This window comes from Streptomyces sp. NPDC004065 (assembly GCF_044903565.1).
Classification (GTDB): Bacteria; Actinomycetota; Actinomycetes; order Streptomycetales; family Streptomycetaceae; genus Streptomyces.
In genome coordinates, this window is the sequence record NZ_JBJDQT010000016.1 from 53705 (window position 1) to 75630 (window position 21926).

Here is a 21926-nt window from a genome sequence, read left to right on the forward strand (position 1 = left end):
GGCAAGGCGAGCCACCGTCGATGACCGCTGCTGCTCGGATGACCGGGCGCTGACGTGGGCATGCGTCGTGTGGAGCCAGACCTCCCAGACCTCACGGACAAGGGCCCGCACCGCTCGGCGGGCGCGGTCGGTCTGCTGGTCGCCGCGACCGCCGAGCTGCGGGGTCTCACCGTCCCGCACTACGACACGGACTTCGAGACCATCGCCTCTGTCACCGGGCAGCCGACGCAGTGGCAGGCACCGCCCGGCAGCCTGTAGCCGTCAGCGGATCGGCCGGTGCACGTTCTCCCGTTTCGACGGGCCGGGTTCCGCCTCCGCGATCCACGGGCCGTCGTCCGAGGGGTCGATCACGCCCTGCTCCAGCCAGGTGTAGGCGCCGCCCAGGACGCCCTTGACGACCTTGCGGTCGAGGTCGTCGGTGTTGGTCCACAGGCGGTCGAACAGCTCCGCCACCCGGATGCGCGACTGGCGGCAGAACGCGTCGGCGAGCTGGTAGGCCTCGCGGCCGTGGTCGCCCTGGGAGCGCAGCAGCTCGGCGCGGACACAGGCGGCGCTCATCGCGAACAGCTCGGCGCCGATGTCGACGATCCGGCCGAGGAAGCCCTGCTTGGTCTCCATCCGGCCCTGCCAGCGGGACATGGCGTAGAACGTCGAGCGGGCCAGCTTGCGGGCGTGGCGTTCGACGTAGCGCAGGTGCCCGGAGAGGTCGACGTGCCCGGCCGGGTGGAACTCGGCGTACGAGCGGGGCAGCTGGCCCGGTCCCGCGACCAGTCTGGGCAGCCACTTGGCGTAGAACACGCCCGCGTTGGCGCCCGCCCTCGCCTTGTCCGACAGGGACTTGTCGGGGTCGATGAGGTCGCCGGCGACCGAGAGGTGGGCGTCGACCGCCTCCCGTGCGATCAGCAGGTGCATGATCTCGGTGGAGCCCTCGAAGATGCGGTTGATGCGCAGGTCGCGCAGCAGCTGCTCGGCCGGGACGGCGCGCTCGCCGCGGGCGGCGAGCGAGGCCGCGGTCTCGAAGCCGCGGCCGCCGCGGATCTGCACCAGCTCGTCGGCCATGCGCCAGGCCATCTCGGAGCCGTAGAGCTTGGCGAGGGCGGCCTCGATGCGGATGTCGTTGCGGTTCTCGTCGGCCATCTGGGACGACAGGTCGAGCACCGCCTCCAGGGCGAAGGTGGTGGCCGCGATGAAGGAGATCTTGGAGCCGACCGCCTCGTGCAGGGCGACGGGCTTGCCCCACTGCTCGCGGGCCGCGGACCACTCGCGGGCGATCTTCAGGCACCACTTGCCGGCGCCCGCGCACATCGCCGGCAGGGACAGCCGGCCGGTGTTGAGGGTGGTCAGGGCGATCTTCAGGCCCTGGCCCTCCTCGCCGATGCGGTTGGCCGCGGGAACGCGGACCCGGTGGAAGCGGGTGACGCCGTTCTCGATGCCGCGCAGGCCCATGAAGGCGTTGCGGTTCTCCACCGTGACGCCCTCGGCGGAGGCCTCGACGACGAAGGCGGTGATCCCGCCGCGGTGCCCCTCGGACTTCGGCACGCGCGCCATGACGACGAGGAGGTCGGCCACCACCCCGTTGGTCGTCCAGAGCTTGACGCCGTCGAGGACGTAGTCGTCGCCGTCGGGGACCGCCGTGGTGGCCAGGCGCGCCGGGTCCGAGCCGACGTCCGGCTCGGTCAGCAGGAACGCCGAGATGTCGGTGCGGGCGCAGCGCGGCAGGAAGGTGTCCTTCTGCTCCTGGGTGCCGAAGATCTTCAGCGGCTGCGGTACGCCGATCGACTGGTGCGCGGAGAGCAGGGCGCCGACCGCGGAACTGGCCGAACCGGCCATGGCGAGCGCCTTGTTGTAGTACACCTGGGTCAGGCCGAGGCCGCCGTACTTGGTGTCGATCTTCATGCCGAGCGCGCCGAGTTCCTTGAGCCCGGTGATGACCTCGTCGGGGATGCGCGCGTCACGCTCGATCCGGGCCGAGTCGATCTTCGTCTCGCAGAAGTCGCGCAGCTTGGCCAGGAACTCCTCCCCGCGCTGGACGTCGTCCTCGGCCGGCAGGGGGTGCGGGTGGATGAGGTCGAGCCGGAAGCGGCCGAGGAACAGTTCCTTGGCGAAGCTCGGCTTGCGCCAGTCCTGCTCCCGGGCGGCTTCCGCCACCTGGCGCGCTTCACGCTCGGTGACGGTGGGTTTGTTGGTGGCTGGTGCGGACATGAGGCTCACCTCGCCGCGAATAGGGATCTTGGGGACGGTACGTTACTGACCGGTGCTACTGGATCGTATGTACCCGATGGCGGGTGGGCTCACCACCCCTCGCGCACGGGCACTCGCAGCGCACCGCCTGTTTCGGTGCGGTTTCCCCCAAGCATCGGATGGGCGCGGCGTGAAGGCCAGTTGTGAACTCCTTCACCGGATTCCTATGAATTTCTCGAAAACCCCCGCCGAACCGCACAGTTGTGTCATAGGGTCCACGATCACTTGGGCTTGTCCGTTCGGTGGGGACCGTGTTGCGGAGGGGCTCGTAGCGGCAACGTATGGCTGGGGGGCGCATGCGGGAAGTCGACGTGTCGAAGTCGGCCGGACGAGTGAGGGCCGAGGAGACGTCCGGGGGAACAGCAGGGAAAACGGGGGCGGTTGGGGCCACGGAGGCCGATGGGGCCACTGCGGCCGCGAAAGTTTCCGAGAAAACGATTCGTCGAACGGCGCATCGAACGGCGGTGGCGGAAACGCGCCCGGCGCCGGTCCATGACCGGCCGTGGGGCCGAACGGGTGACGGCAAGGCCCGCTGGTACCGCCCCCTGGCGCTGGTCACGGACAGTTGCGGAATCGGGGTGCCGCTGACCGCGGCGCTGGCCGCCGACGGGCAGGAGGTGCCGGCGCTCGGCGGACTGGTCGGCGCGGGCGTGTGGACGGCCATCCGGGCGAGCCGGCGGCGGTACGCCGCCCAGCGCCTCGGGGAGTCCTGGGGGATCCTGGCCGCCGTACGGGACTGGGTGCTGCTGGCCGGCGTGCTGGCGCTGGCGCTGACCCTCCTGGGCCTGGAGAACGGCCCGCGCCCGACCCTGGCGCTCGCCGGGCTCGTCCCCGGGCTGGCGCTGACCGCCACGGTCGCGCCCCTGACCCGGCTGCACCTGAACCGTCAGCGGCGGGAGGCACGGGCCGTGCGCCGGGCGCTGGTGGTGGGCGAGCCGGCCGCCGTGGACCAGGTCGTCGGACGGCTCGCCTCCCGCACCGACCACGCCTACGTGGTCGTGGGCGTGGTCCCGGTCGGCCCCCAGGACGTGCAGTGCGGCATGCCCGTGGCCGAGCGGCTGGCGGCGACCACCACCGACCGCGCCCGGGAGGCCGACGCCGTCCTGCGGGCCGCGGCCGGCCTCGGGGCGGACGTCGTGCTGGTGGCGCCCGGACTGCGGATGACCGGCGAACGGCTGCGGCACGTGGCCTGGGCGCTGCACGGCGCCGGACTGCAGCTCGCGGTGGTGCCGGGGCTCGCCGAGGTCACCGAGGCGCGGGTACGGCCCACCACCGCCGCCGGATTAACGGTTCTCCAGGTGGCGCCGCCCGCCCAGGAGTTCGGCCAGCCGTGGCTGAAGTCCCTGCTGGACCGGCTCGGCGCGGCGGTCGGCCTCGTCACCCTGGCCCCGCTCTTCGCCGTGCTGGCGCTGGCCGTGCGGTGCACCTCGCCGGGGCCGGTGTTCCACCGGCAGACCCGCTGCGGGCTGGGCGGCAAGCCGTTCACGATGTGGAAGTTCCGCACGATGGTGGCCGACGCGGAGGCCCGCCGGGCCGAACTGACGCGCTCCGGGGCCAACCAGCACGACGGGCACATGTTCAAGATGCGCCGCGACCCCCGCGTGACCCCGCTCGGCGCCGTGCTGCGGCGGGTGTCCCTGGACGAACTGCCGCAGCTCCTCAACGTCCTTCGTGGTGACATGTCCCTGATTGGGCCGCGGCCGCCGCTCCCCGACGAGGTGGCCCGCTACGACCGCACCGAGCTGCGGCGGCTGGCGGTCAAGCCGGGCATGACCGGACTGTGGCAGGTCAGCGGGCGCTCGGACCTGTCCTGGGACGAGACGGTGTCGCTGGACCTGTGGTACGTCGACAACTGGTCGGTGGCCACCGACGTCGAGATCATGACCCGTACGCTGCGTGCCGTCGTCGACGGCCGCGGGGCGTACTGAGGTGGCCGCCGCCATGCGTCACCCCCTGCCCGGGACGCCGCCGCGCCCTGCCGGGACCGCGACGCCCCGCGCCCCTCACGGGGCCCCGCCCCGCTGCCGGGCCCCGGAGGGGGACGGCTCAGCCCCGCTGCTGCTCCAGCCACCACCGGTACGTGGCGGCGATGCCGTCCCTGAGCGGCACGGCGGGCTTGAAGCCGAGGGCGGTCAGCCGGGAGACGTCCAGGAGCTTGCGCGGGGTGCCGTCGGGCTTGCCGGTGTCCCACACGATCTCGCCCCGGTACTCCGTCACCTCGCGCACCAGCTCGGCCAGTTCGCTGATCGGCAGGTCCTCGCCGCAGCCGATGTTGACGGGCGCCTCCGCGTCGTAGCGCTCCAGCAGCAGGGCGCAGGCCGCGGCCACGTCGTCGACGTGCAGGAACTCCCGGCGCGGGGTGCCGCTGCCCCACAGGACCACTTCCGGGGCCCCGGCGGCGCGGGCCTCGTGGAAGCGGCGGATCAGGGCGGGCAGCACGTGCGAGGTGGCCAGGTCGAAGTTGTCGCCGGGGCCGTAGAGGTTGGTCGGCATGGCGCTGATGTACGCGGCGCCGTACTGGCGGCGGTAGGACTGGACCTGGGTGATACCGGCGATCTTGGCGATGGCGTAGGCCTCGTTGGTCGGCTCCAGCGCGCCGGTGAGCAGGGAGTCCTCGCGGATCGGCTGCTCGGCGAGCTTGGGGTAGATGCAGGAGGAGCCGAGGAAGAGCAGGCGCGGGACACCCGCGGTGTGGGCGCCCGCGATCACGCTCAGCTGTATCCGCAGGTTGTCCTCCAGGAACTGCACCGGATACGTGCTGTTGGCCATGATGCCGCCCACCTTGGCGGCGGCCAGCACGACGGCGTCCGGGCGGGCGTCGCGCAGGAAGGCCTCGGTCCGCGCGGCGTCGCGCAGGTCGAGCTGCTCCCGGGTGCGGGTGACCACCTCGTGTCCGTCGGCCGTCAGCCGGCGGGCCACCGCGGACCCCACCAGGCCGCGATGGCCGGCGACGAACACCCGGGCCCCGCGCGGGAGCAGCGGGGACTCGGAGGCGGACTCGGGCGAGGGCGGGGGCGGGGGCGAAGCGTCAGCGTTCATGCGCGGATTGTGCCAGCGTCCGGCGCCACCGGGGGACGTTCTTCAGAAAATCAGGGCAATTCACATGAAAACGTGACCGGTTGGTCGCGTCGGAGGGGGTACTGAATGGGCAAGTCGGCGCTGATCACCGGAGTGACCGGCCAGGACGGCTCGTATCTGGCGGAGCTGCTGCTGGGCAAGGGCTACACGGTGCACGGCCTGATCCGCCGCTCCTCGAGCTTCAACACCGAGCGGATCGACCACATCTACCAGGGCCCCGACCAGCCGGAGCGGTCCTTCATCCTGCACCACGCCGACCTGTCGGACGGGGTGGCGCTGGTCAACCTGCTGCGCGACCTGCGCCCCGACGAGGTCTACAACCTGGGCGCCCAGTCCCACGTCCGCGTCTCCTTCGACGCGCCCCTCTACACCGGCGACGTCACCGGCCTGAGCACGGTCCGGCTGCTGGAGGCGGTGCGGGCCAGCGGCATCGACACCCGTCTGTACCAGGCGTCCTCCTCGGAGATGTTCGGCGCCACCCCGCCGCCGCAGAACGAGAGAACGCCGTTCCACCCCCGCAGCCCGTACGGCTGCGCCAAGGTCTTCGGCTACTGGACGACCGTCAACTACCGCGAGGCGTACGACATGTTCGCGGTGAACGGCATCCTGTTCAACCACGAGTCCCCGCGCCGCGGCGAGACGTTCGTGACCCGCAAGATCACGCGCGCGGTCGCCCGGATCAAGGCCGGCCTGCAGGACCGTCTCTACCTCGGCAACCTGGACGCGGTGCGCGACTGGGGCTACGCGCCCGAGTACGTCGAGGCGATGTGGCGGATGCTCCAGCAGGACCGGCCCGACGACTACGTGGTCGCCACCGGCGAGGCCGCTACCGTCCGGCAGTTCCTGGAGGTCGCCTTCTCCCACGCGGGCCTGGACTGGACCGAGTTCGTCCGCTACGACCCCAAGTACGAGCGCCCCAGCGAGGTCGACGCGCTGATCGGTGACGCCTCCAAGGCGGAGGAACTGCTCGGCTGGAAGGCGTCGGTGAAGGTCCAGGAGCTGGCCCGGATCATGGTGGACGCCGATGTGGCGCGCCTGGAGGACGAGCTGGCCGGCGCCGCCGTACGCGTGGACCGCTGAGACCCGCCGCTCCTCCGCCCGCCGCTCCTCCCGCCCACCGGCACGCCGGCCCTCCCCCGCCGCCGGGCGGCCCGGACTCCCCCCTCCCCGGGCCGCCCGGCACCTTCTTCCCGCCGCGCCCCGCCGCCCCCTCCCCGGTACCGGCGCCCCGCACCCCGGGCCCACAGCTCACAGCTCACAGCTCACAGCTCACGGTCCGCAGCCGCCGGCCCCCGGCTCAGGGTTCAGGGCTCCCGGCTCCCGGCTCCCGGCTCCCGGCTCAGGGCTTCCAGCTCCCGGCCTCGGCCCCGGCCCCGAGCCCTCCAAGACGCCCCCCACAGCGCCAGTACCACCCGCTCGCACCGCTAGGAGAAACAATGCACGGCAGTTCCACGCAACCACGGCTGCTGAGCCGCCGGACCAGACACCGGCGGCGCCTCACCGCGCTCGCCCTCGCCTGCGCCGCTCCCCTGCTCTGCCTGCCGCTCACCGCCACCGGCGCCTCGGCGCTCACCGCTCCGGTCGCCCTGACCGCGGACACCCTCTCGACCTGGCAGACCAACGGCGTCGTCTACGCCCTGGCCCAGGCCGACGGGGTGGTCTTCGCGGGCGGCACCTTCTCGGCGATCCGGCCCGCCGGCACCGCCGCCGGCGGCAGCGGCGAGCGGCCGGCGCTGAACTTCGCCGCGTTCGACGCCGCCACCGGCGCCCCCGTCGACTGCGACCTGTCGTTCACGGTCGGCAGCGGCACCGCCACCGTGCGGTCCCTCGCGGTGTCCCCGGACGGCAGAACCCTCTATGCGGGCGGCTACTTCGGCGCGGTCAACGGCTCCGGAGCGAGCAGCCTGGTCGCCATCGACATCGCCACCTGCACCCCGCGTACCGACTTCCGCCCGTCGGTGCCGGCCACCGTGCGGGCGCTGTCGGTGACCGCCGGCACGGTGTACTTCGGCGGCGACTTCACCACCGTCAACGGCACGGCCCGGCAGCGGTTCGCGGCGGTGGACACCACCGGCGCGCTGACCGGGTGGACGGCGAACGCGGACGCCCCGGGGCGGGCCGTGCAGGTCACCGCCGACGGGCAGCACGTGGCGGTCGGCGGCGACTTCTTCACCGTCAACGGCAGCGACTCGCACGCCCTGGCCGTCACCGACGCCACCACCGGCGCGGTGACCCGCGCCTACCCGCGCGGCTTCTTCCCGGACACCTCCGTGGTCAAGGCCATCACCGCCGACTCCACCGGCGTCTACACCGGCAGCGAGGGCACCGGCGGCGGTGTCTTCGACGGCCGCGCCGCCTTCGAGCCGGACACCTTCGCCCAGCGCTGGCGGGACACCTGCCTGGGCGCCACCCAGGCCCTCCAGCTCTACAAGGGCCTGGTCTACAGCGCCTCGCACGCCCACGACTGCTCCTCGATGGGCGAGTACCCGGACGGCCAGCGCCGCCATCTGCTGGCCGAGGGCGTCAACGACCCGAAGCTGGTGGGCTGGGCGCCGGACACCAACGACGGCATCGGCGAGGGCATCGGCCCGCGGGTGTTCACCCTCGCCCCCAAGAACGGCACCGACTACCTGTGGGTGGGGGGCGAGTTCACCACGGTCAACGGCACCGCGCAGCAGTCGCTGTCCCGGGTCTCCTCGGGCCCCGACACCGGGGCGCCCACCCTGCCGCAGGTCAAGGTGGAGAGCATCGAGCCGGGCCGGGTCGCCGTGCACGTCCGCTCCAGCTACGACACCGACGACAGCCACCTGACCTACCGGATCTACAAGGACGGCGGCACCACCCCGGTGCACGAGTTCTCCGCCGACTCGCTGCCCTGGTCGCGCCCGCAGGTGACCTGGACCGACACCGCCGTGGCGGCCGGCGAGACGCACTCCTACCGGGTCAGCGTCAGCGACGGGACCAACACCTCCGCCAAGTCCGCCGCGCAGTCGGTGACGGTGGCCTCGGCCGCCGACGCCTACGCCGCCGCCGTGCGCGGGGACGGCGCCGCCCTGTACTGGCGCTACGACGAGGCCTCGGGCGCGTACGCGGCCGACAGCTCCGGCGCCGAGGACAGCGGCGTCCACTGGAACGCGCCGGCCCAGGGCGGCACGGACGCGGCGGCCCACTCCGGCTCGGCGGTCGGCTACACCGGCGCGCAGAAGGAGTGGACGTACAGCGACAAGGCGCACAGCGCGCCGTCCTCGTTCTCGCTGGAGCTGTGGTTCAAGACCACCGCCACCAACGGCGGCAAGCTCGTCGGCTTCGGCAACAAGGTGCAGCTGCCGTCCAACCGCTACGACAAGCACGTCTACATGACCAACAACGGCCGGCTGGTCTTCGGCGTGTACGCGGGGTCGGTGCGGACGGTCACCACCTCGCAGTCGTACAACGACGGCAAGTGGCACCACGTGGTCGCCACCGAGGGCGGCGACGGCATGAAGCTGTACGTCGACGGAGGCCTGCGCGCCTCCAACCTGCTCGTCACCGGCAACGAGTCGGGCACCGGCTACTGGCGGGTCGGCGGCGACACCCTGTCCTCCTCCTGGACCAACGCGCCCTCCAGCCCGTACTTCACCGGGCTGATCGACGAGGTCGCCGTCTACAACAAGGCCCTGACGTCGAGCAAGGTGCTGACGCACTACCAGCGGGGCTCGGGAGCCCAGTAGGACGGAGCGCGGGCGCCGGCCCGGCCGCGGTCCTCCGGGCCGCCCGGGTGCGCGCCCGCCCCCCGTGGGGGGGGGCCCGGCGGCCCCCACCCACGTCAGGTGAGCGAGGCGTACAGCGTGTGGAGGCGGTCGCCGACCGCGTCCAGCGAGAAGGACGTGCGGGACAGCTCCCAGGCCGCCTCGGAGGCGCGCTCGCCGGTCTCGCGGTCCAGCAGCGGGAGGATCTCCGCGGCCAGCCGGTCCGGGGTGCGGGCCACGCGGCCGGCCCCGGTGCGGGCGAGGTCGTCGGCGAGCCCGTTGGTCGGCGTCACCACCGACGGGACGCCCACCGACAGGGCCTCGAGGACCGACATCGGGAACGGCTCGTCCACCGAGGGCAGGACGTGCACATGGGCGCGGCGCAGCTCGTCCAGGACGGCGTCCGGGGCGAGGGTGCCCAGGTACTCGACGGAGCCGGCCACGCCCAGTTCCCCGGCCAGCTTCAGGGCCGTGCCGAGCTCGCCCTCGTCCGCGCCGGCCAGCACGAAACGGGCGTCGGGGTGCCGGCGCAGCACCTCGGGGGCGGCGGCGACGAAGTCCGCGGGCCGTTTGCGGGCCTGCATCCGGGCCAGGTAGAGCAGCCGGGGCGGGCCGGGCGGGTGCGGGCGGCGGTCCTGGGCGGGCACGCCGTTGACCAGCCGGACGCCGTTGCCGGGGTCCTTGCCGCCGAGCACCGCGTCCAGCGCCTTGCGCTCGTAGGACGTCAGGTGCAGCACGGCGTCCGCGCGCCGCAGCACCCGGCGCACCGCCAGTACGTCGAGCAGCCGGGCGAGCGCCTTGTCGCTGGGGTCGACCATGCCGTGGGTCTGCACGACCAGGGGCCGCCGGGCGCTCAGCGCGGCCAGCGCGACGGGCAGGGTGACCAGGTCGCGGGCGAGGTGGACGTGGACCACGTCGGCGTCCCGGACGAGCCGGCGGGCGCCGGCCAGCAGCGCCGGGGAGGTGATCCCGCTGAAGCCGGCGCCGGGCAGCACCCGCCGGGCCGGGTACAGGCGGGCGGGACGGCCGTCGACGTGCTCCGGCAGCGGCCCGTCGAAGCCGGAGCCGAGGGCGACGATCCGGGACTCGACGCCGAGCCGGGCCAGCGAGCCGGTGAGGTTCACCGCGACCCGCACGGGGCCGCCGAACGCCTGGGTGGGGGTGTGCAGGGTGACGGCGTGCAGGGCCCTCACCGGGTGCGCTCCCGCGCGGTGGCCGGCTGCTGCCCGGGTTCCTTCAGGGCGCGGGTGCCGTCGGCGGTGTGCAGGGTGAGCTCGGGCAGGTCGCGGGCGAGGACCGTGCCGGCCGAGACCACCGCGTGCCGGCCGACCGTCACGCCCGGCAGTACGGTCGCGCGGGCCGCGATCCAGGCGCCGTCCGCCACGGTGATGGGCGCGTTGCGGTAGCGGAAGTCGGTGGTGCGGTGGTCGTGGCTGCCGGTGCACAGCAGCGCCTCCTGGGAGACGCAGACGTGCGAGCCGATGGTGACCGGTTCGAGGTTGAGCAGCCAGGCGCCCTCGCCGATCCAGGTGTGGTCGCCGATGGTGAGCTTCCACGGCCACAGGACGCGGACGCGGTGCCGGATCAGCACCCCTTCGCCGATCCGCGCGCCGAAGGCGCGCAGCAGCGCCACCCGCAGCCTCGCCGGGCAGAACCACGCCATGAACAGCGTGTTCATCACGCAGAACCACAGCGCCTGGGTGACGAGGCCGCGCCCCTTGTCGTATCCGGACAGTGTGAATGTTCGAAGATCGCGCAAGAGTCCCCCCTCTTCCGTGATCCACCCTAGGGATTCCGCATCCGGTTCGCACACAGATCCGTAGACTCTGTGAACGAAAAGCAGAGGGGGGCCTATGGCGGCGGGAACGCCGGCTGCCGGATCACCGGCTGTCGTACGACCGTTGGGCGGCGACCCGGCGGCGGAGAAGGGGTCGCCGCGCGGCGCCCTGCGGCGGGTGCTGGCGCTGCCGCTGGTGCTGGGCCTGACGGTGCTGCTGCCCGCGTTCGTCACGCTGCGGCAGGGCGTGGGGCCGCACGACCAGGCGTACTGGCTGCAACTGGTGCTCACCGTGTACGCCGGCGCCCGGCTGTCCACGATGATCCTGGGCCGCCACCGCAAGCTGCTCCAGGGCACGTTCTGGCTGTTCGTCTACATGGCGATGGGCATCGCCCCGCTCGCGCAGACCGTGATGGGCAAATATCCGGTGCCGGTGGCCGGTTCGCGCTCCGACCTGGCGCTCGCCGTCGGGCTGGTGCTGGCGGCGTGCGCGGCCTTCGACGCGGGCGCGCTGCTGGTGCGGCCGGGGGTGCGGCCCACGGCCCGGACCGTCTTCCGTCCCGCCCAGGTGGCGCGGCGGCGCCTGGTGCTGCTGGTGGCGCTGGCGTTCGCGGCCGGCGGGCTGTTCGTCCTCAAGCTCGGCGGGCTCGGGGTGTTCTTCGCCAGCCGCATGGAGATCAGCCAGTCGATCGACAGCAGCGGTGTGGGCGACGGCGGTTCGCAGGCCGGGACGGCGATGCTGCGCGGCTTCGGCACGGTCCCGGCGCTGCTGGCGCTGATGGTCGTCACCCGGTGGCTGATCACCTCGCCGGCCGCCCGCGGGCGCGCGCTGCCGTGGATCGTGCTGACCGGGCTCGCGGCGCTGAACCTGGTGGTCAACAACCCGATCTCCAACCCGCGTTACTGGTTCCTGACCGTGCTGCTGGCCCTGCTGTTCACGATGTTCCCGCAGAGCCCCACGATGTACCGGACGGCGCTGACCCTGGGCGTCGCCGCGGCCGTGCTGATCTTCCCGTTCGCGGACAAGTTCCGCTACGACAGCGCGAACACCCCCGCCGCCGCGCAGACCTCCTCGGTCCTCGATCCGCTGGTGCTCAAGGACTATGACCAGATGGCGATGTTCGCCAACACCATCACCTACGCCGACGCGGGCAACGGCCACACCTACGGCCGCCAGCTGGCCGGCTCGCTGCTGTTCTTCGTGCCCCGTTCGGTGTGGACGGCCAAGCCGCAGGACACCGGGGTGATGGTGAGCCAGTGGATGGCGGCGGCCAACACCAACCGCTCCTCCCCGCTGTGGGCGGAGCTGTGGCTGGACTTCGGCTCGGCGGGCATGATCGCCGGGTTCGGGCTGATCGGCTGGGGGGCGGCCCGGGTGGACCGGCGCTACGCGCACAAGGTGGTGCGGGCGGGACCGCCGACCATCCTCACCCTGGCGGTGCCGCTGCTGGCCGGCTACTCCTTCATCCTGCTGCGCGGGCCGCTGCTGCAGGCCTCCGGGCGGATCGCGATCGGCGTGATGTGCCTGGCGCTGATCACGACACTGCGTCCGGAGCGGTGGCGGCAGCTGCGCTGACGGCCCCCGTCCCGGCGGGGGCGCGGGCCGCCCGCAGCCAGGCCGCGCCGCCCTTGAGCACCGAGCCCAGGCACAGTCCCCAGGCGGCGCCCGTCACACCCGCCCAGGCGTACCCGGCCAGCAGCAGTCCCGCCGACACCGGTGAGAACATCAGCTGCACCGGCAGGGTGGCGCGGGGGGCGAGCACGCGCAGGGCGAGCAGCCCGCACACCCCGAAGGCCATCGCCGCGTACTGGGCGCCGGTGGCGGGCAGCACCTTCGCGGCCGCCTCCCAGGTGTCCCCGAGGAGCTGACGGCCGTAGCGGGTGGGCAGGGCGTACAGCAGGGCGGCCCAGCCGGCGGCCACGGCGGCGAGCGCGGCGCCCGCGGCCAGGGCCGCGCGCCGGGGCGCGGGATGGCGGCCGAGCAGCGGCGGCCCGAATCCGGTGGCCGCGTTGAAGGCCACGTTCAGCGGGCCGAACAGCGTGGTGGCACCGCGCAGGGCGCCCACCGCGAGCGGGGTGGCGAACAGGCCGAGGGCGAGCACGGCGAGCTGGCTGGTGGCGTTGCCGACGCCGAACTCGACCAGGAAGCGGCGGCCCAGGTGGCCGCGGGCGGCGTACCGGCGCAGGTCGGCCCGTGCGCCGCGGACGTGCGGGCGCAGCAGGGCCAGCGCCAGCAGCAGGGCGGGCAGCGCGGACAGACCCCACACGAGGGTGGTGCGCGCGGCGGAGGCGCCGCCGGGCTGCACGGCCAGCAGGGGCAGCGCGGCGGCGAGCCGCAGCAGGTCGGTGAGCAGCGCGAGGTGCGGCAGGCGCAGCACGGAGAAGCAGTAGCGCAGGGTGTCCTGGGTGAGCGTGACGGGCAGGACCAGGCCGAGCGCCCCGTAGACGGCCGCGTCCGGGGAGAGCAGGGCCGCGCCGCCCGCCAGCAGCGCGCCGAGGGCGGTGGAGGCGCTCGCCGTGAACACGACGGCGCCGCGGCAGGCCCGGCCCAGGGTCCGCGGCTCGCCCCGGTGCAGGACCAGCTCCTGGCCGACGTACGCCCCGAACGCGCCGAGCAGCACGGTGAAGACGACGTAGGCGGTGGCGAACACGGCGAAGGTACCGGCCTCGCTGTGCCGGGCGACCAGGACCAGGACGGCGATGTTGGTGAGCGCGCTCACCGCCTGGTCCGCGACGGAGCAGACGACGGCCGTGCGCGCTCTCACCGGCTGCCCGAGGACAGGGTCTTGAGGTTGACGGTCTCCTCGTGCCGGGCGGTGACGGGCGGGGTGGGCCGGCCACCGGCGGGGGCGGCGGTCCGCGCCGGCCGGCGACGCTGCTTGCGCTGGTGCCGGTCCGCCGAGTGCAGTACGGCGCCGAGCACCTGGCCGCCCGCGCCGTCGATGAGCTCGCGGACGCGCTCCAGCGCGGTGCGCGCGGTGGTGCGCGGGTCGCAGACCACGACGACGCCGTCCACGCGGTCCACCAGCGCGAGCGCGTCGGCGTAGGACAGCACCGGCGGGGCGAGGACGACCACGGTGGTGTTCGGGGCGTCGGCCTGGTCGATGAGGCGGGTGGTGGCCGAGGAGGTGAGGGTGCGGGCCACGTGCGGCACCCGGGCGCCGGGGACGAGTTCGAAGGTGCCGGACTCGCCGGCGTCGACCGTGATGTGCCGGCCGCCGGGCCAGGGACCGCCCTCCGCGGTGCGTGCGTTGGCCCAGCCGGCGCGTCCCTTGGGCGCCTCGGGCAGGCGGTCGGCGAGGCCGGGGTGGCGCAGGTCGGCCTCGACGAGCAGGGCGGACATGCCGGTCTCGGCGAAGCAGGCGGTGAGGTTGACGGCGACGGCCGCGGCGGTGGTGCCCTCGCCGTTCGGCTCGACGACCAGCAGCCGGCGGCGGTCGGTGAAGTGGCGGTCGTAGGCGAGCCGGAAGGCCACCGAGCGGTACTGCTCGGCCAGGGCGCCGTCGGCGGCGAGCAGCGGCTCCTCGGGCGCCTTGGGCAGGGCGGCGAGGACGGGGGCGCGCAGCGCGCGGGCCACGGTCTCCGCCGAGCGGGCCGAGGGGTCGAAGATCATCCGCAGCCAGGCGCCGAGCAGCCCGACGGCGAGGCCGAGCACTCCGCCGAGGGCGATCAGCAGCGGGGTGCCCAGTCCTTCCGCGCTCGTCGGGGGCTCGGCGGTGACGGTGACGTAGCCGGGGGTGGTGTCGAGCGCCTTCAGCTCGCTGATGTTGTTGGTGAGCTGGGTGATCTGGCTGAGCAGGTTGGCCTGCGCGGCCAGCGCGGTGCCCTTCTCGCTGTCGCTCTGCAGCCGGTCGATCTGCCTGAGGAGGTCCTCGCGCTGCTTGGCGAGCGGGTTGAGCTGGTTCTGGTAGCCCTTGACCATCTTGGCGACGGTGCCGGCGGTCTGCTTCTCGCGGTAGTCGAGATAGGCCTCGGCGAAGGCGTTGGCGCCCGCGGCGGCGGCCTTGGGGGTGCCGGCCACGTAGGAGAACTTCAGCACCAGCGTGTCCGGCGGGTTGGTGACCTGGAGGTGGCTCTGCAGCCGGCCGGCGTCGGAGGCGCTGCGGCCGAGTTTCGTCGCGGCCCGGGAGGCCACCGAGTTGCCGGCGGCGGTCTGCCGCTCGCTGCCGATGTTGATCTGCTTGTCGACGGATATCCCGGCCGCCGCGTACGGGTTGATGGTGGCCGCGCGGACGAGGACCTCGCTGGAGGCCTCGTACGACGGCGCCGACCCGAGCGCGAACCAGGCGCCGGCGAGCAGTCCGGCGATCAGCCCGCCGGCCACCAGGACGCGGTGCCGCAGGACCTGCTGCACCTGGTCGCGCAGGAGTTCCGGCTCGTCCTGCTGCCCGCGTGCCTCTTCGTTCATGCGCGTGCCGCTCCTTCGTGCGCGGTGGTGCCCTGTTGCAGTGCCTCGGCGAGCAGGTCGTCCAGGCGGCCGAGCCCGGCCGCGCGGCTGAGCCGTTCGTCCACGTACGCGGGGCCGCGGGCCCCGAGCCGGCCGGCGCCCTCGGGGTCGGCCGCCAGGTCCCGGACGGCCTTCAGCAGTGCCGCCGGGTCCTCCGGAGCGACCAGCACCCCGGCGCCCGAGCGGCGCACCTCGTCGGCCGTGCCGCCCTCGGCGGCGACCGAGGCGACCACCGGCCGCCCGGCGGCGAAGTACGAGGTCAGCTTGGACGGCACGCTCATGTCCAGGACGGACGCCCGCTGGGTGACCGCGAGGACGTCGGCGGCGGCCAGCACGTCGGGGAAGTCGGCCTCCTCGGCGGGCGGCAGGAAACGCAGGTTGGGCACGTCCCGTGCCCGCTCCTCGAGGTGGGCGCGCTGGTTGCCGTCGCCCATGAGGACGAAGTCGGTCCCGGGGTCGAGGCGCGCCGCGTCGACCAGCACCTCCAGGCCCTGCTTGAGTCCCATGTTCCCGGAGTGCAGCACCACTTGGCGCTCCGGCGCCCAGCCGAGCCGGGCGCGCGTCTCGGCGCGCGGCCGCCAGGGGCGGGCGACGTGGGACCAGTTGGGGACGAGGCGGATGCGGCCGGGGTCGACGCCCATCGCCTCGACGCGGGGCCGGAAGCTGTCGTGGATGACGCCGACGAGGGCGGCCCGGCCGAGCGCGTACCGTTCGGCGCGGGCGGCCACCGCGGCGGCCCGGTCGCCGCCGCTGATGCCGCTCTGCGCCGCCGCGGCGCCCATCAGGTCCTGGACCACGGGCACGAACGGCACCCGGTGCCTGCGGGCGATGCGGGCCGCGGCGACCGCGCCCGCCAGGCTCGGCATCTGGGCGACCACCGCGTGCGGGCGGGGCATCCGGGGCGGGGCGGCGAGCTGGTGGGCGAGCAGCGAGGCCTCGAACAGGGCGCGGCGGACGGCGGTCTGCCGCGCGGGCACGGTGTGCCGGCGCCGGTGGACGGTCACCCCGGCCCGGGACTCGGTGGTCCGCCAGCGGCCCGCGTACGCCGGGTCGAGCCGCCAGGACGGGTAGTGCGGCATGCCGGCGAGCACATGGGTGTCGGCGCCCCGGGCCGCCCAGTGCTCGGCGAGCTGGGTGGCGTAGGGCCCGATGCCGGTGTGCTCCGGCGCGTAGTTGGTGGAGACCAGCAGCACACAGCGGCCGGTCAGGACATCCGATCCGGTCAACACCGGTCCCCTTCCCCCCAGAAGTGATCCATGGCCACCTTAACCGTTCACCGGATCTCCCAGTGGACTTCACAGTAAGGTCGAGGACCATCAACTGCCGTTGACGGCCCGGCAACCGCCGTTGACGGACGGACATTCGCTGTGACGTTCACTGTGGGGGGAGAACGCATGGTCCATCGTGTCGGCTACGCACCCGGTGTCTACGACCTGTTCCACATCGGGCACTTGAACATTCTGCGTCATGCCCGCAGCCAGTGCGACTATCTCGTGGCCGGTGTGGTCTCGGACGAGATGGCCGAACTCGCCAAGGGGCGCAGGCCGGTGGTCCCGCTGCCGGAGCGCCTGGAGATCGTGCGCAGCGTCCGGCACGTGGACGCCGCGTTCGTGGAGACCGTCCCCGACAAGCTGGAGACCTGGAAGCAGGTCCGGTTCGACGTGATCTTCAAGGGCGACGACTGGCGGGGCACCGACAAGGGCGAGAAGCTCGAGCGCGACTTCGCGACGGTGGGCGTCGAGGTCGTCTACTTCCCGTACACCGTCCACACCTCCAGCACCCTGCTGACCAGGGCGCTGGACGCGCTGGTCACGCCGGGTTCCGGGGAAGCGCGGACAGCTCCCTGAACCACTTGGCGAGGAACGCCGCCAGGAACAGGGCGTGCACGGCGGCGAGTACGGCGTAGACGAGCCGGAAGAGGTCCGGCGCGCCCAGCGTGAGGAACACCAGGCAGAACACCCCGTAGTCCACCGGCAGCAGGGCCACGGCCCGCAGCCGGGAGGGCGGAGCCGCCGGGGTGGCGCCGGCCGCGGCGGGGCGGCCGCGCTTGAGCTGCTCGGTCAGCAGGCCACCGCAGAAGGTGACCACGGCCGCAAGCTGGAAGCCCAGCGGCACAAGCAGCCAGCCGTCGCCGGGCAGTTCGAAGAAGCGGTGGAAGGAGATCAGCACCGCCGAGTGCAGCGCGACCATCTTCGCGCAGTCCACCACGTGGTCGAGCCACTCCCCCGCGGGACCGCCCCGGCCGGTGAGCCGGGCGAGCTGGCCGTCGGCGGAGTCGAAGGCGAAGCCGACCACGAGGGAGGCGTACACCGTGAGGGCGAGCGGCCAGGAGGGACGCTCCAGGGCCACGGCGGCGATCCCCGAGTACGTCAGCCCGGCGCTGACGAGGGTGACCTGATTGGGCGTCATCCCCAGCCGGTACGCACCTGCCGCCAGATAGCGGCCCGCCGGCCGGTTCACGTAGCGCGAGTACAGCGACACGCCCTTCGCGGACTTCTGCGCCCCGCGCAGCTCCCCCAGCACCGACGTCCCCACGAGCCCCCCACGTGTTCCGCTGTGCGGCGCCTCCCCCGGCGCCACGGTGACGCCATGATGACATGCGCCGAACAGGTGCACGTGCGTGTTCGAGGTGCCGCGCGCACGGGTGCGCAGGGGTGTGAGGGGGGTGCCGAAGCGCCGCGGCGGACGGGACGGCTCCCTCCGGCCGTCGCCGCGCCGACCACCGCCCGCGCCCACGGCCCCGGGGTGCCGCGGCCCACCGGGGAGGGGGCGCGGGTGCCGCGCGCCGCGCACCCCCCGGGGTGCCGTGCCCCAGGGTGCCGTGCCCCCGGGTGCCGCACGCCTCCGGGTGCCGCACGCCTCCGGGTGCCACGCGGACGGGTGCAGCACGCACGGGTGCCCGGCCCCCGGGTGCCACGCGCACGGGTGCGCCGTGTGTACGAGTGCCGTGCTCCCACGTGCCGCGCGCCCAGTCACCGGCGCGGCGGGCCGAGGGACAGGCGCGCTGCGCGCGGAGCGCCTGTCCGGGTGCCGGGACGTCGCCGTGAGCCGACCGGGGCGCGCCCGCCGCCCCGAGCGGCGCACCGGCTTCGCCGGGCACCCCGGCCCACCGCGCGCGGAACACCTGCCGAGGCCCGGGCACCGGGACGTCGCCGTGTGCCGGCCGGTGCGCCGCACCCGCCGCCCCAAGCGGCACCACCGGCTTCGCCGGGCACTCCCGGGCGGCCTCCGGCTGGACGGCCTCCCCCCTGACGGGCCGGGGCCCCGCCGGGCGCGGGGCGTGTCATCAGGTACCGGGCCCCGGGTACCCGTAGGGCTGTGAACGGGAGCAGCCCGAGGAGGTGACGCTCGCCGTGACCGAATCCTTCCGGCCGGGCGGGCCGGCCGAGGCGGTCGTGCCCCGTGGACCGGGCCCGCCCGGCGGGTCCCGGCCGCCGGGCGGGCCCGGCGAGCGCGCCACCACCCCGGACGCCCAATCCAGGCCGCCGCGCGGGCCCGGCGAGCGCGAGACCCCGCACGCCGACGCCCGGTCCGGGCCGCCCGGCGGGCGCGGCGCCCCGGACGGGCCCGGCGAGCCGGGCGGGCCGGCCGGGGCGGGCGGCGGGCGGCCGCCTGCCGGGACGTACCGGCGGACGCTGCCGGGTGACGACGACCTCGACCAGCTCCAGGCCGGGCTGCGGCAGCTCGCCGAAGCCCATGGCCGTATCCGCGGCCTGCTGGACGCCGTGGTGACCATCAGCGGCGCCCGGGAACTCGACGCGGTGCTGCACACCATCACGGAGTCCGCCCGCAGACTCACGGGCGCCCGCTACGCCGCGATCGGCGTCCTGGGCGAGACCCGGACGTTCACCGCGCTCATCACCTCCGGCTTCGGGGCGGACCGGTTCCGCGAGGAGGGCGGGGCCGAGCTGCCCCACGGCAGCGGACTGCTGGGCGAGCTGGTCCGCCACCCGCAGGCCCTGCGCGTGGCCGACCTGGCCTCCCACCCCCGCTCCGCCGGCTTCCCCGAGGGGCATCCCGTGATGACCAGCCTGCTCGGGGTGCCGATCCGGGTCCGCGGCACCGTCTACGGCAACCTGTACCTCACCGACAAGAGCGGCGGCGCCTTCAGCCAGGAGGACGAGGACATCGTCCTGGCCCTGGCCGGGGCCGCGGGCGTGGCCATCGAGAACGCCCGCCTCTACGAGCGGCTGCGCCGGGCCACGGAGGACTTCCAGCGACGGCTGCTGCCGGACCTGCCGGCGCTGCCGGGGCTGGAACTGCAGGCGCGGTACCGGCCGTCCACCGAGGCGCCCCGGATCGGCGGCGACTGGTACGACCTGATCCACCTGCCCGAGGCGGTGCCGTGCCTGATGGTGGGCGACGTCATGGGGCACGGCCTGGAGGCCGCCACCGTGATGAGCCAGATCAGCAACATGCTCCGGGTCATCGCCTTCGACGAGCGGGAGCCGGCCAGCCGGATCCTGCACCGCCTGGACACCGTGCTGCACGCACTGCACGGCGCGCCGCTGGCCACCGCGCTGGTGGCGCGGCTGGAACCGGCGCCGGAGGGCGGCCGGCTGCTGCGCTGGTCCAGTGCGGGCCATCTGCCACCGCTGCTCATCAGCCCCGGTCACGAGGCGCGCTATCTGCACGCCGACACGGGCCTGCCGCTGGGCGTCGACCCCGCCATGCCCCGGCCGGACAGCGCCTGGCCGCTGCCCGCCGGGGCCACCCTGCTGCTGCACACCGACGGGCTGGTCGAGCACCCGGCGCACACCCTCGACGAGGGGATGGCCGAGGCCGCCCACATCGCCGCCACCCACGCCTCGCACCCGCTCGGCGAGCTGTGCGACGCCCTGGTCGCCCACCAGCCCACGCTGCACGACGACGTGGCCCTGCTGGCCGCCCGCCTCACCCCGTGACGGCCCCGCGCACCCGGTGGGTAGGCCGCGCGCCCCGCCCGTGCGGGCGTGCCGCGCCCCGCCCGACCGGCCCCGCACGCGCGTCGGAGGCCCGGCCCGCACGTCGGGAGGCCCGGCCCCTACGGCGGAGGCCCCCGCACCCACGGCGGACGCCCCGCCCCGCACGTCGAAGGCCCGGCCCGCACGCCGGACGCCGAGCCCGCAGGTCGGACACCCAAGCCCGCACGCCGGAGGCCGGAGCCCCCGCACAGCGGGCTCCGGCCTCCGGCGGGCGGTGGGTCCGGGTCTACAGGGCGAGACCGGTCAGGACCAGGACGCGCTCGTAGGTGTAGTCCTCCATCGCGAACCGCACGCCCTCGCGGCCCACGCCCGACTGCTTGGCGCCGCCGTAGGGCATCTGGTCGGCGCGGTACGAGGGGACGTCACCGATGATCACGCCGCCGACCTCCAGGGCGCGGTGGGCCCGGAAGGCGGCCTGCAGGTCGTGGGTGAACACCCCGGCCTGGAGGCCGTACTTGGAGTCGTTGACCGCGGCGAACGCCTCGGCCTCGCCGTCGACCCTGGTCACTGTCAGGACCGGCCCGAAGACCTCCTCGCAGGCGAGCGTCACGTCGGCCGGGACGTCGGTCAGCACGGTCGGCGCGTAGGAGGCGCCCTCGCGCTTGCCGCCGGTGAGCAGCGTGGCGCCGGCCTCGACGGCCTCCTGCACCCAGGACTCCACACGCTTGGCGGCGTCCTCGCTGACCAGCGGGCCGACGTCGGTCGCGGAGTCCGAGGGGTCACCGGTGACCTGGGCCTCCACGGCGGCCACGATGCGCGGCAGCAGCCGGTCGTACACCGAGGCGTCGGCGATCACGCGCTGCACGGAGATGCAGGACTGGCCGCCCTGGTAGTTGGAGAAGGTGGCGATGCGGGTCGCCGCCCAGTCCAGGTCCTCGTCGCTCGCGAAGTCGGCGAGGACGACGGCCGCGCCGTTGCCGCCGAGCTCCAGCGTGCAGTGCTTGCGCGGCACCGAGTCCATGATCGCGTAGCCGACCTTCTCGGAACCGGTGAAGGAGATGACCGGCAGGCGCTCGTCCTGGACCAGCGCGGGCATCCTGTCGTTGGGGACCGGCAGGACGGACCAGGAGCCGGCCGGCAGCTCGGTCTCGGCCAGCAGCTCGCCGAGGACCAGGCCGGACAGCGGGGTGGCCGGGGCCGGCTTGAGGATGATCGGGACGCCGGCCGCGATCGCCGGGGCGACCTTGTGGGCGCACAGGTTGAGCGGGAAGTTGAACGGCGCGATGCCGAGCACGACACCCTTCGGGAAGCGGCGGGTCAGCGCGAGGCGCCCCTGGCCGCCGGCGTCGGTGTCCAGGCGCTGGGCGTCGCCGCCGTTGAACCGGCGGGCCTCCTCCGAGGCGAACCGGAACACGGACACCGCGCGCCCGACCTCGCCGCGCGCCCACTTGACCGGCTTGCCGTTCTCGGCGGAGATCAGCTGCGCGATCTCCTCGGTGCGCTCGGCGAGCCGCCTGGCCACGTGGTCCAGGGCGGCGGCCCGGACGTGCGCCGGGGTGGCGGCGAACTCCTCGCGCACCGCGTACGCGGCGGCCACGGCCTCCTCGATCTGGGCGTCGGTCGGCACGGCGACGCTGCCGACCGTCCGGCCGTCCCACGGGGAGGTGACGTCGAAGGTGTCCTCGCCGGTGACCTGGCGGCCGGCGAGCCAGAAGGCGGTGGTGGAAGTCATCGTGAGGGTCCCGGCCCTT

At 74.2% G+C, this 21926-nt stretch carries 16 protein-coding genes; 7 read left to right on the forward strand and 9 right to left on the reverse strand.

The window, feature by feature from the left end:
- Positions 1–69 precede the first annotated feature (69 nt).
- Positions 70–258 carry a hypothetical protein gene (locus tag ACI2LW_RS18420; protein WP_404732247.1) on the forward strand — a complete coding sequence of 63 codons (189 nt, stop codon included), beginning with the start codon at positions 70–72 and terminating at the stop codon, positions 256–258.
- Positions 259–261: 3 nt separating this feature from the next.
- On the opposite strand, the gene ACI2LW_RS18425 is transcribed toward ACI2LW_RS18420, so the two are convergent.
- The gene (locus ACI2LW_RS18425) at positions 262–2202 is read right to left on the reverse strand and encodes an acyl-CoA dehydrogenase family protein (RefSeq protein ID WP_404732248.1); all 1941 of its coding nucleotides are present in this window, start codon (positions 2200–2202) and stop codon (positions 262–264) included.
- A gap of 617 nt (positions 2203–2819) precedes the next feature.
- Here ACI2LW_RS18425 and ACI2LW_RS18430 point away from each other — a divergent pair.
- Positions 2820–4169, forward strand: a complete 1350-nt coding sequence (locus tag ACI2LW_RS18430) for a sugar transferase (RefSeq protein WP_404732249.1) — start codon at positions 2820–2822, stop codon at positions 4167–4169.
- A gap of 118 nt (positions 4170–4287) precedes the next feature.
- On the opposite strand, the gene ACI2LW_RS18435 is transcribed toward ACI2LW_RS18430, so the two are convergent.
- The gene (locus ACI2LW_RS18435) at positions 4288–5280 is read right to left on the reverse strand and encodes a GDP-L-fucose synthase family protein (RefSeq protein WP_404732250.1); all 993 of its coding nucleotides are present in this window, start codon (positions 5278–5280) and stop codon (positions 4288–4290) included.
- Positions 5281–5385: 105 nt separating this feature from the next.
- On the opposite strand from ACI2LW_RS18435, the gene gmd reads away from it, so the two are divergent.
- Both gmd and ACI2LW_RS18445 read left to right on the forward strand, forming a co-directional pair.
- A complete protein-coding gene (gmd, locus tag ACI2LW_RS18440; RefSeq protein ID WP_404732251.1) occupies positions 5386–6399 on the forward strand; it encodes a GDP-mannose 4,6-dehydratase in 1014 nt (337 codons plus the stop codon).
- A 356-nt stretch (positions 6400–6755) separates the two neighbouring features.
- On the forward strand, positions 6756–9029 hold the full coding sequence (locus ACI2LW_RS18445; RefSeq protein ID WP_404732252.1) for a LamG-like jellyroll fold domain-containing protein: 2274 nt from the start codon (positions 6756–6758) through the stop codon (positions 9027–9029).
- A gap of 95 nt (positions 9030–9124) precedes the next feature.
- Here the strand turns inward: ACI2LW_RS18445 and ACI2LW_RS18450 are convergent, their stop codons facing one another.
- Both ACI2LW_RS18450 and ACI2LW_RS18455 read right to left on the reverse strand, forming a co-directional pair.
- Positions 9125–10240 carry a glycosyltransferase gene (locus ACI2LW_RS18450; protein WP_404732253.1) on the reverse strand — a complete coding sequence of 372 codons (1116 nt, stop codon included), beginning with the start codon at positions 10238–10240 and terminating at the stop codon, positions 9125–9127.
- Positions 10237–10806: a WcaF family extracellular polysaccharide biosynthesis acetyltransferase gene (locus ACI2LW_RS18455; protein ID WP_404732254.1), complete on the reverse strand. Its 570-nt coding sequence runs from the start codon at positions 10804–10806 to the stop codon at positions 10237–10239. Before ACI2LW_RS18455 ends, ACI2LW_RS18450 begins: the two co-directional genes overlap by 4 nt.
- 94 nt (positions 10807–10900) lie before the next feature.
- Here ACI2LW_RS18455 and ACI2LW_RS18460 point away from each other — a divergent pair, with 94 nt between their 5' ends.
- Positions 10901–12400, forward strand: a complete 1500-nt coding sequence (locus ACI2LW_RS18460) for a hypothetical protein (RefSeq protein WP_404732255.1) — start codon at positions 10901–10903, stop codon at positions 12398–12400.
- Here the strand turns inward: ACI2LW_RS18460 and ACI2LW_RS18465 are convergent.
- Genes ACI2LW_RS18465 through ACI2LW_RS18475 form a run of 3 tightly spaced genes read right to left on the reverse strand, consistent with a single transcriptional unit; the run spans position 12360 to position 16458 of the window.
- Positions 12360–13589: a hypothetical protein gene (locus tag ACI2LW_RS18465; RefSeq protein WP_404732256.1), complete on the reverse strand. Its 1230-nt coding sequence runs from the start codon at positions 13587–13589 to the stop codon at positions 12360–12362. The two genes, ACI2LW_RS18460 and ACI2LW_RS18465, sit on opposite strands and share 41 nt — an antisense overlap.
- Positions 13586–15232, reverse strand: coding sequence for a lipopolysaccharide biosynthesis protein (locus tag ACI2LW_RS18470; protein ID WP_404732257.1), 1647 nt, complete (start codon positions 15230–15232; stop codon positions 13586–13588). The genes ACI2LW_RS18465 and ACI2LW_RS18470 overlap by 4 nt, the downstream gene beginning before the upstream one ends.
- Positions 15229–16458: a glycosyltransferase gene (locus tag ACI2LW_RS18475; RefSeq protein WP_404732327.1), complete on the reverse strand. Its 1230-nt coding sequence runs from the start codon at positions 16456–16458 to the stop codon at positions 15229–15231. Before ACI2LW_RS18475 ends, ACI2LW_RS18470 begins: the two co-directional genes overlap by 4 nt.
- A gap of 207 nt (positions 16459–16665) precedes the next feature.
- Between ACI2LW_RS18475 and ACI2LW_RS18480 the strand changes: the two genes are divergently transcribed.
- Positions 16666–17118: an adenylyltransferase/cytidyltransferase family protein gene (locus ACI2LW_RS18480; protein ID WP_404732258.1), complete on the forward strand. Its 453-nt coding sequence runs from the start codon at positions 16666–16668 to the stop codon at positions 17116–17118.
- Here the strand turns inward: ACI2LW_RS18480 and ACI2LW_RS18485 are convergent.
- Positions 17081–17806, reverse strand: coding sequence for a CDP-alcohol phosphatidyltransferase family protein (locus tag ACI2LW_RS18485; RefSeq protein ID WP_404732259.1), 726 nt, complete (start codon positions 17804–17806; stop codon positions 17081–17083). The genes ACI2LW_RS18480 and ACI2LW_RS18485 overlap by 38 nt on opposite strands.
- 818 nt (positions 17807–18624) lie before the next feature.
- Here ACI2LW_RS18485 and ACI2LW_RS18490 point away from each other — a divergent pair.
- The gene (locus ACI2LW_RS18490) at positions 18625–20175 is read left to right on the forward strand and encodes a PP2C family protein-serine/threonine phosphatase (RefSeq protein WP_404732260.1); all 1551 of its coding nucleotides are present in this window, start codon (positions 18625–18627) and stop codon (positions 20173–20175) included.
- Between the two features lie 286 nt (positions 20176–20461).
- On the opposite strand, the gene ACI2LW_RS18495 is transcribed toward ACI2LW_RS18490, so the two are convergent.
- A complete protein-coding gene (locus ACI2LW_RS18495) occupies positions 20462–21907 on the reverse strand; it encodes an aldehyde dehydrogenase family protein (protein ID WP_404732261.1) in 1446 nt (481 codons plus the stop codon).
- Positions 21908–21926 lie beyond the last annotated feature (19 nt).

Bases quoted from the DNA above. Each gene is read 5' to 3' on its own strand.
- ACI2LW_RS18425 (WP_404732248.1), bottom strand. From the start codon at position 2,202: ATGTCCGCACCAGCCACCAACAAACCCACCGTCACCGAGCGTGAAGCG.
- ACI2LW_RS18435 (WP_404732250.1), bottom strand. From the start codon at position 5,280: ATGAACGCTGACGCTTCGCCCCCGCCCCCGCCCTCGCCCGAGTCCGCC.
- gmd (WP_404732251.1), top strand. From the start codon at position 5,386: ATGGGCAAGTCGGCGCTGATCACCGGAGTGACCGGCCAGGACGGCTCG.
- ACI2LW_RS18445 (WP_404732252.1), top strand. From the start codon at position 6,756: ATGCACGGCAGTTCCACGCAACCACGGCTGCTGAGCCGCCGGACCAGA.
- ACI2LW_RS18460 (WP_404732255.1), top strand. From the start codon at position 10,901: ATGGCGGCGGGAACGCCGGCTGCCGGATCACCGGCTGTCGTACGACCG.
- ACI2LW_RS18470 (WP_404732257.1), bottom strand. From the start codon at position 15,232: ATGAACGAAGAGGCACGCGGGCAGCAGGACGAGCCGGAACTCCTGCGC.
- ACI2LW_RS18480 (WP_404732258.1), top strand. From the start codon at position 16,666: ATGGTCCATCGTGTCGGCTACGCACCCGGTGTCTACGACCTGTTCCAC.
- ACI2LW_RS18495 (WP_404732261.1), bottom strand. From the start codon at position 21,907: ATGACTTCCACCACCGCCTTCTGGCTCGCCGGCCGCCAGGTCACCGGC.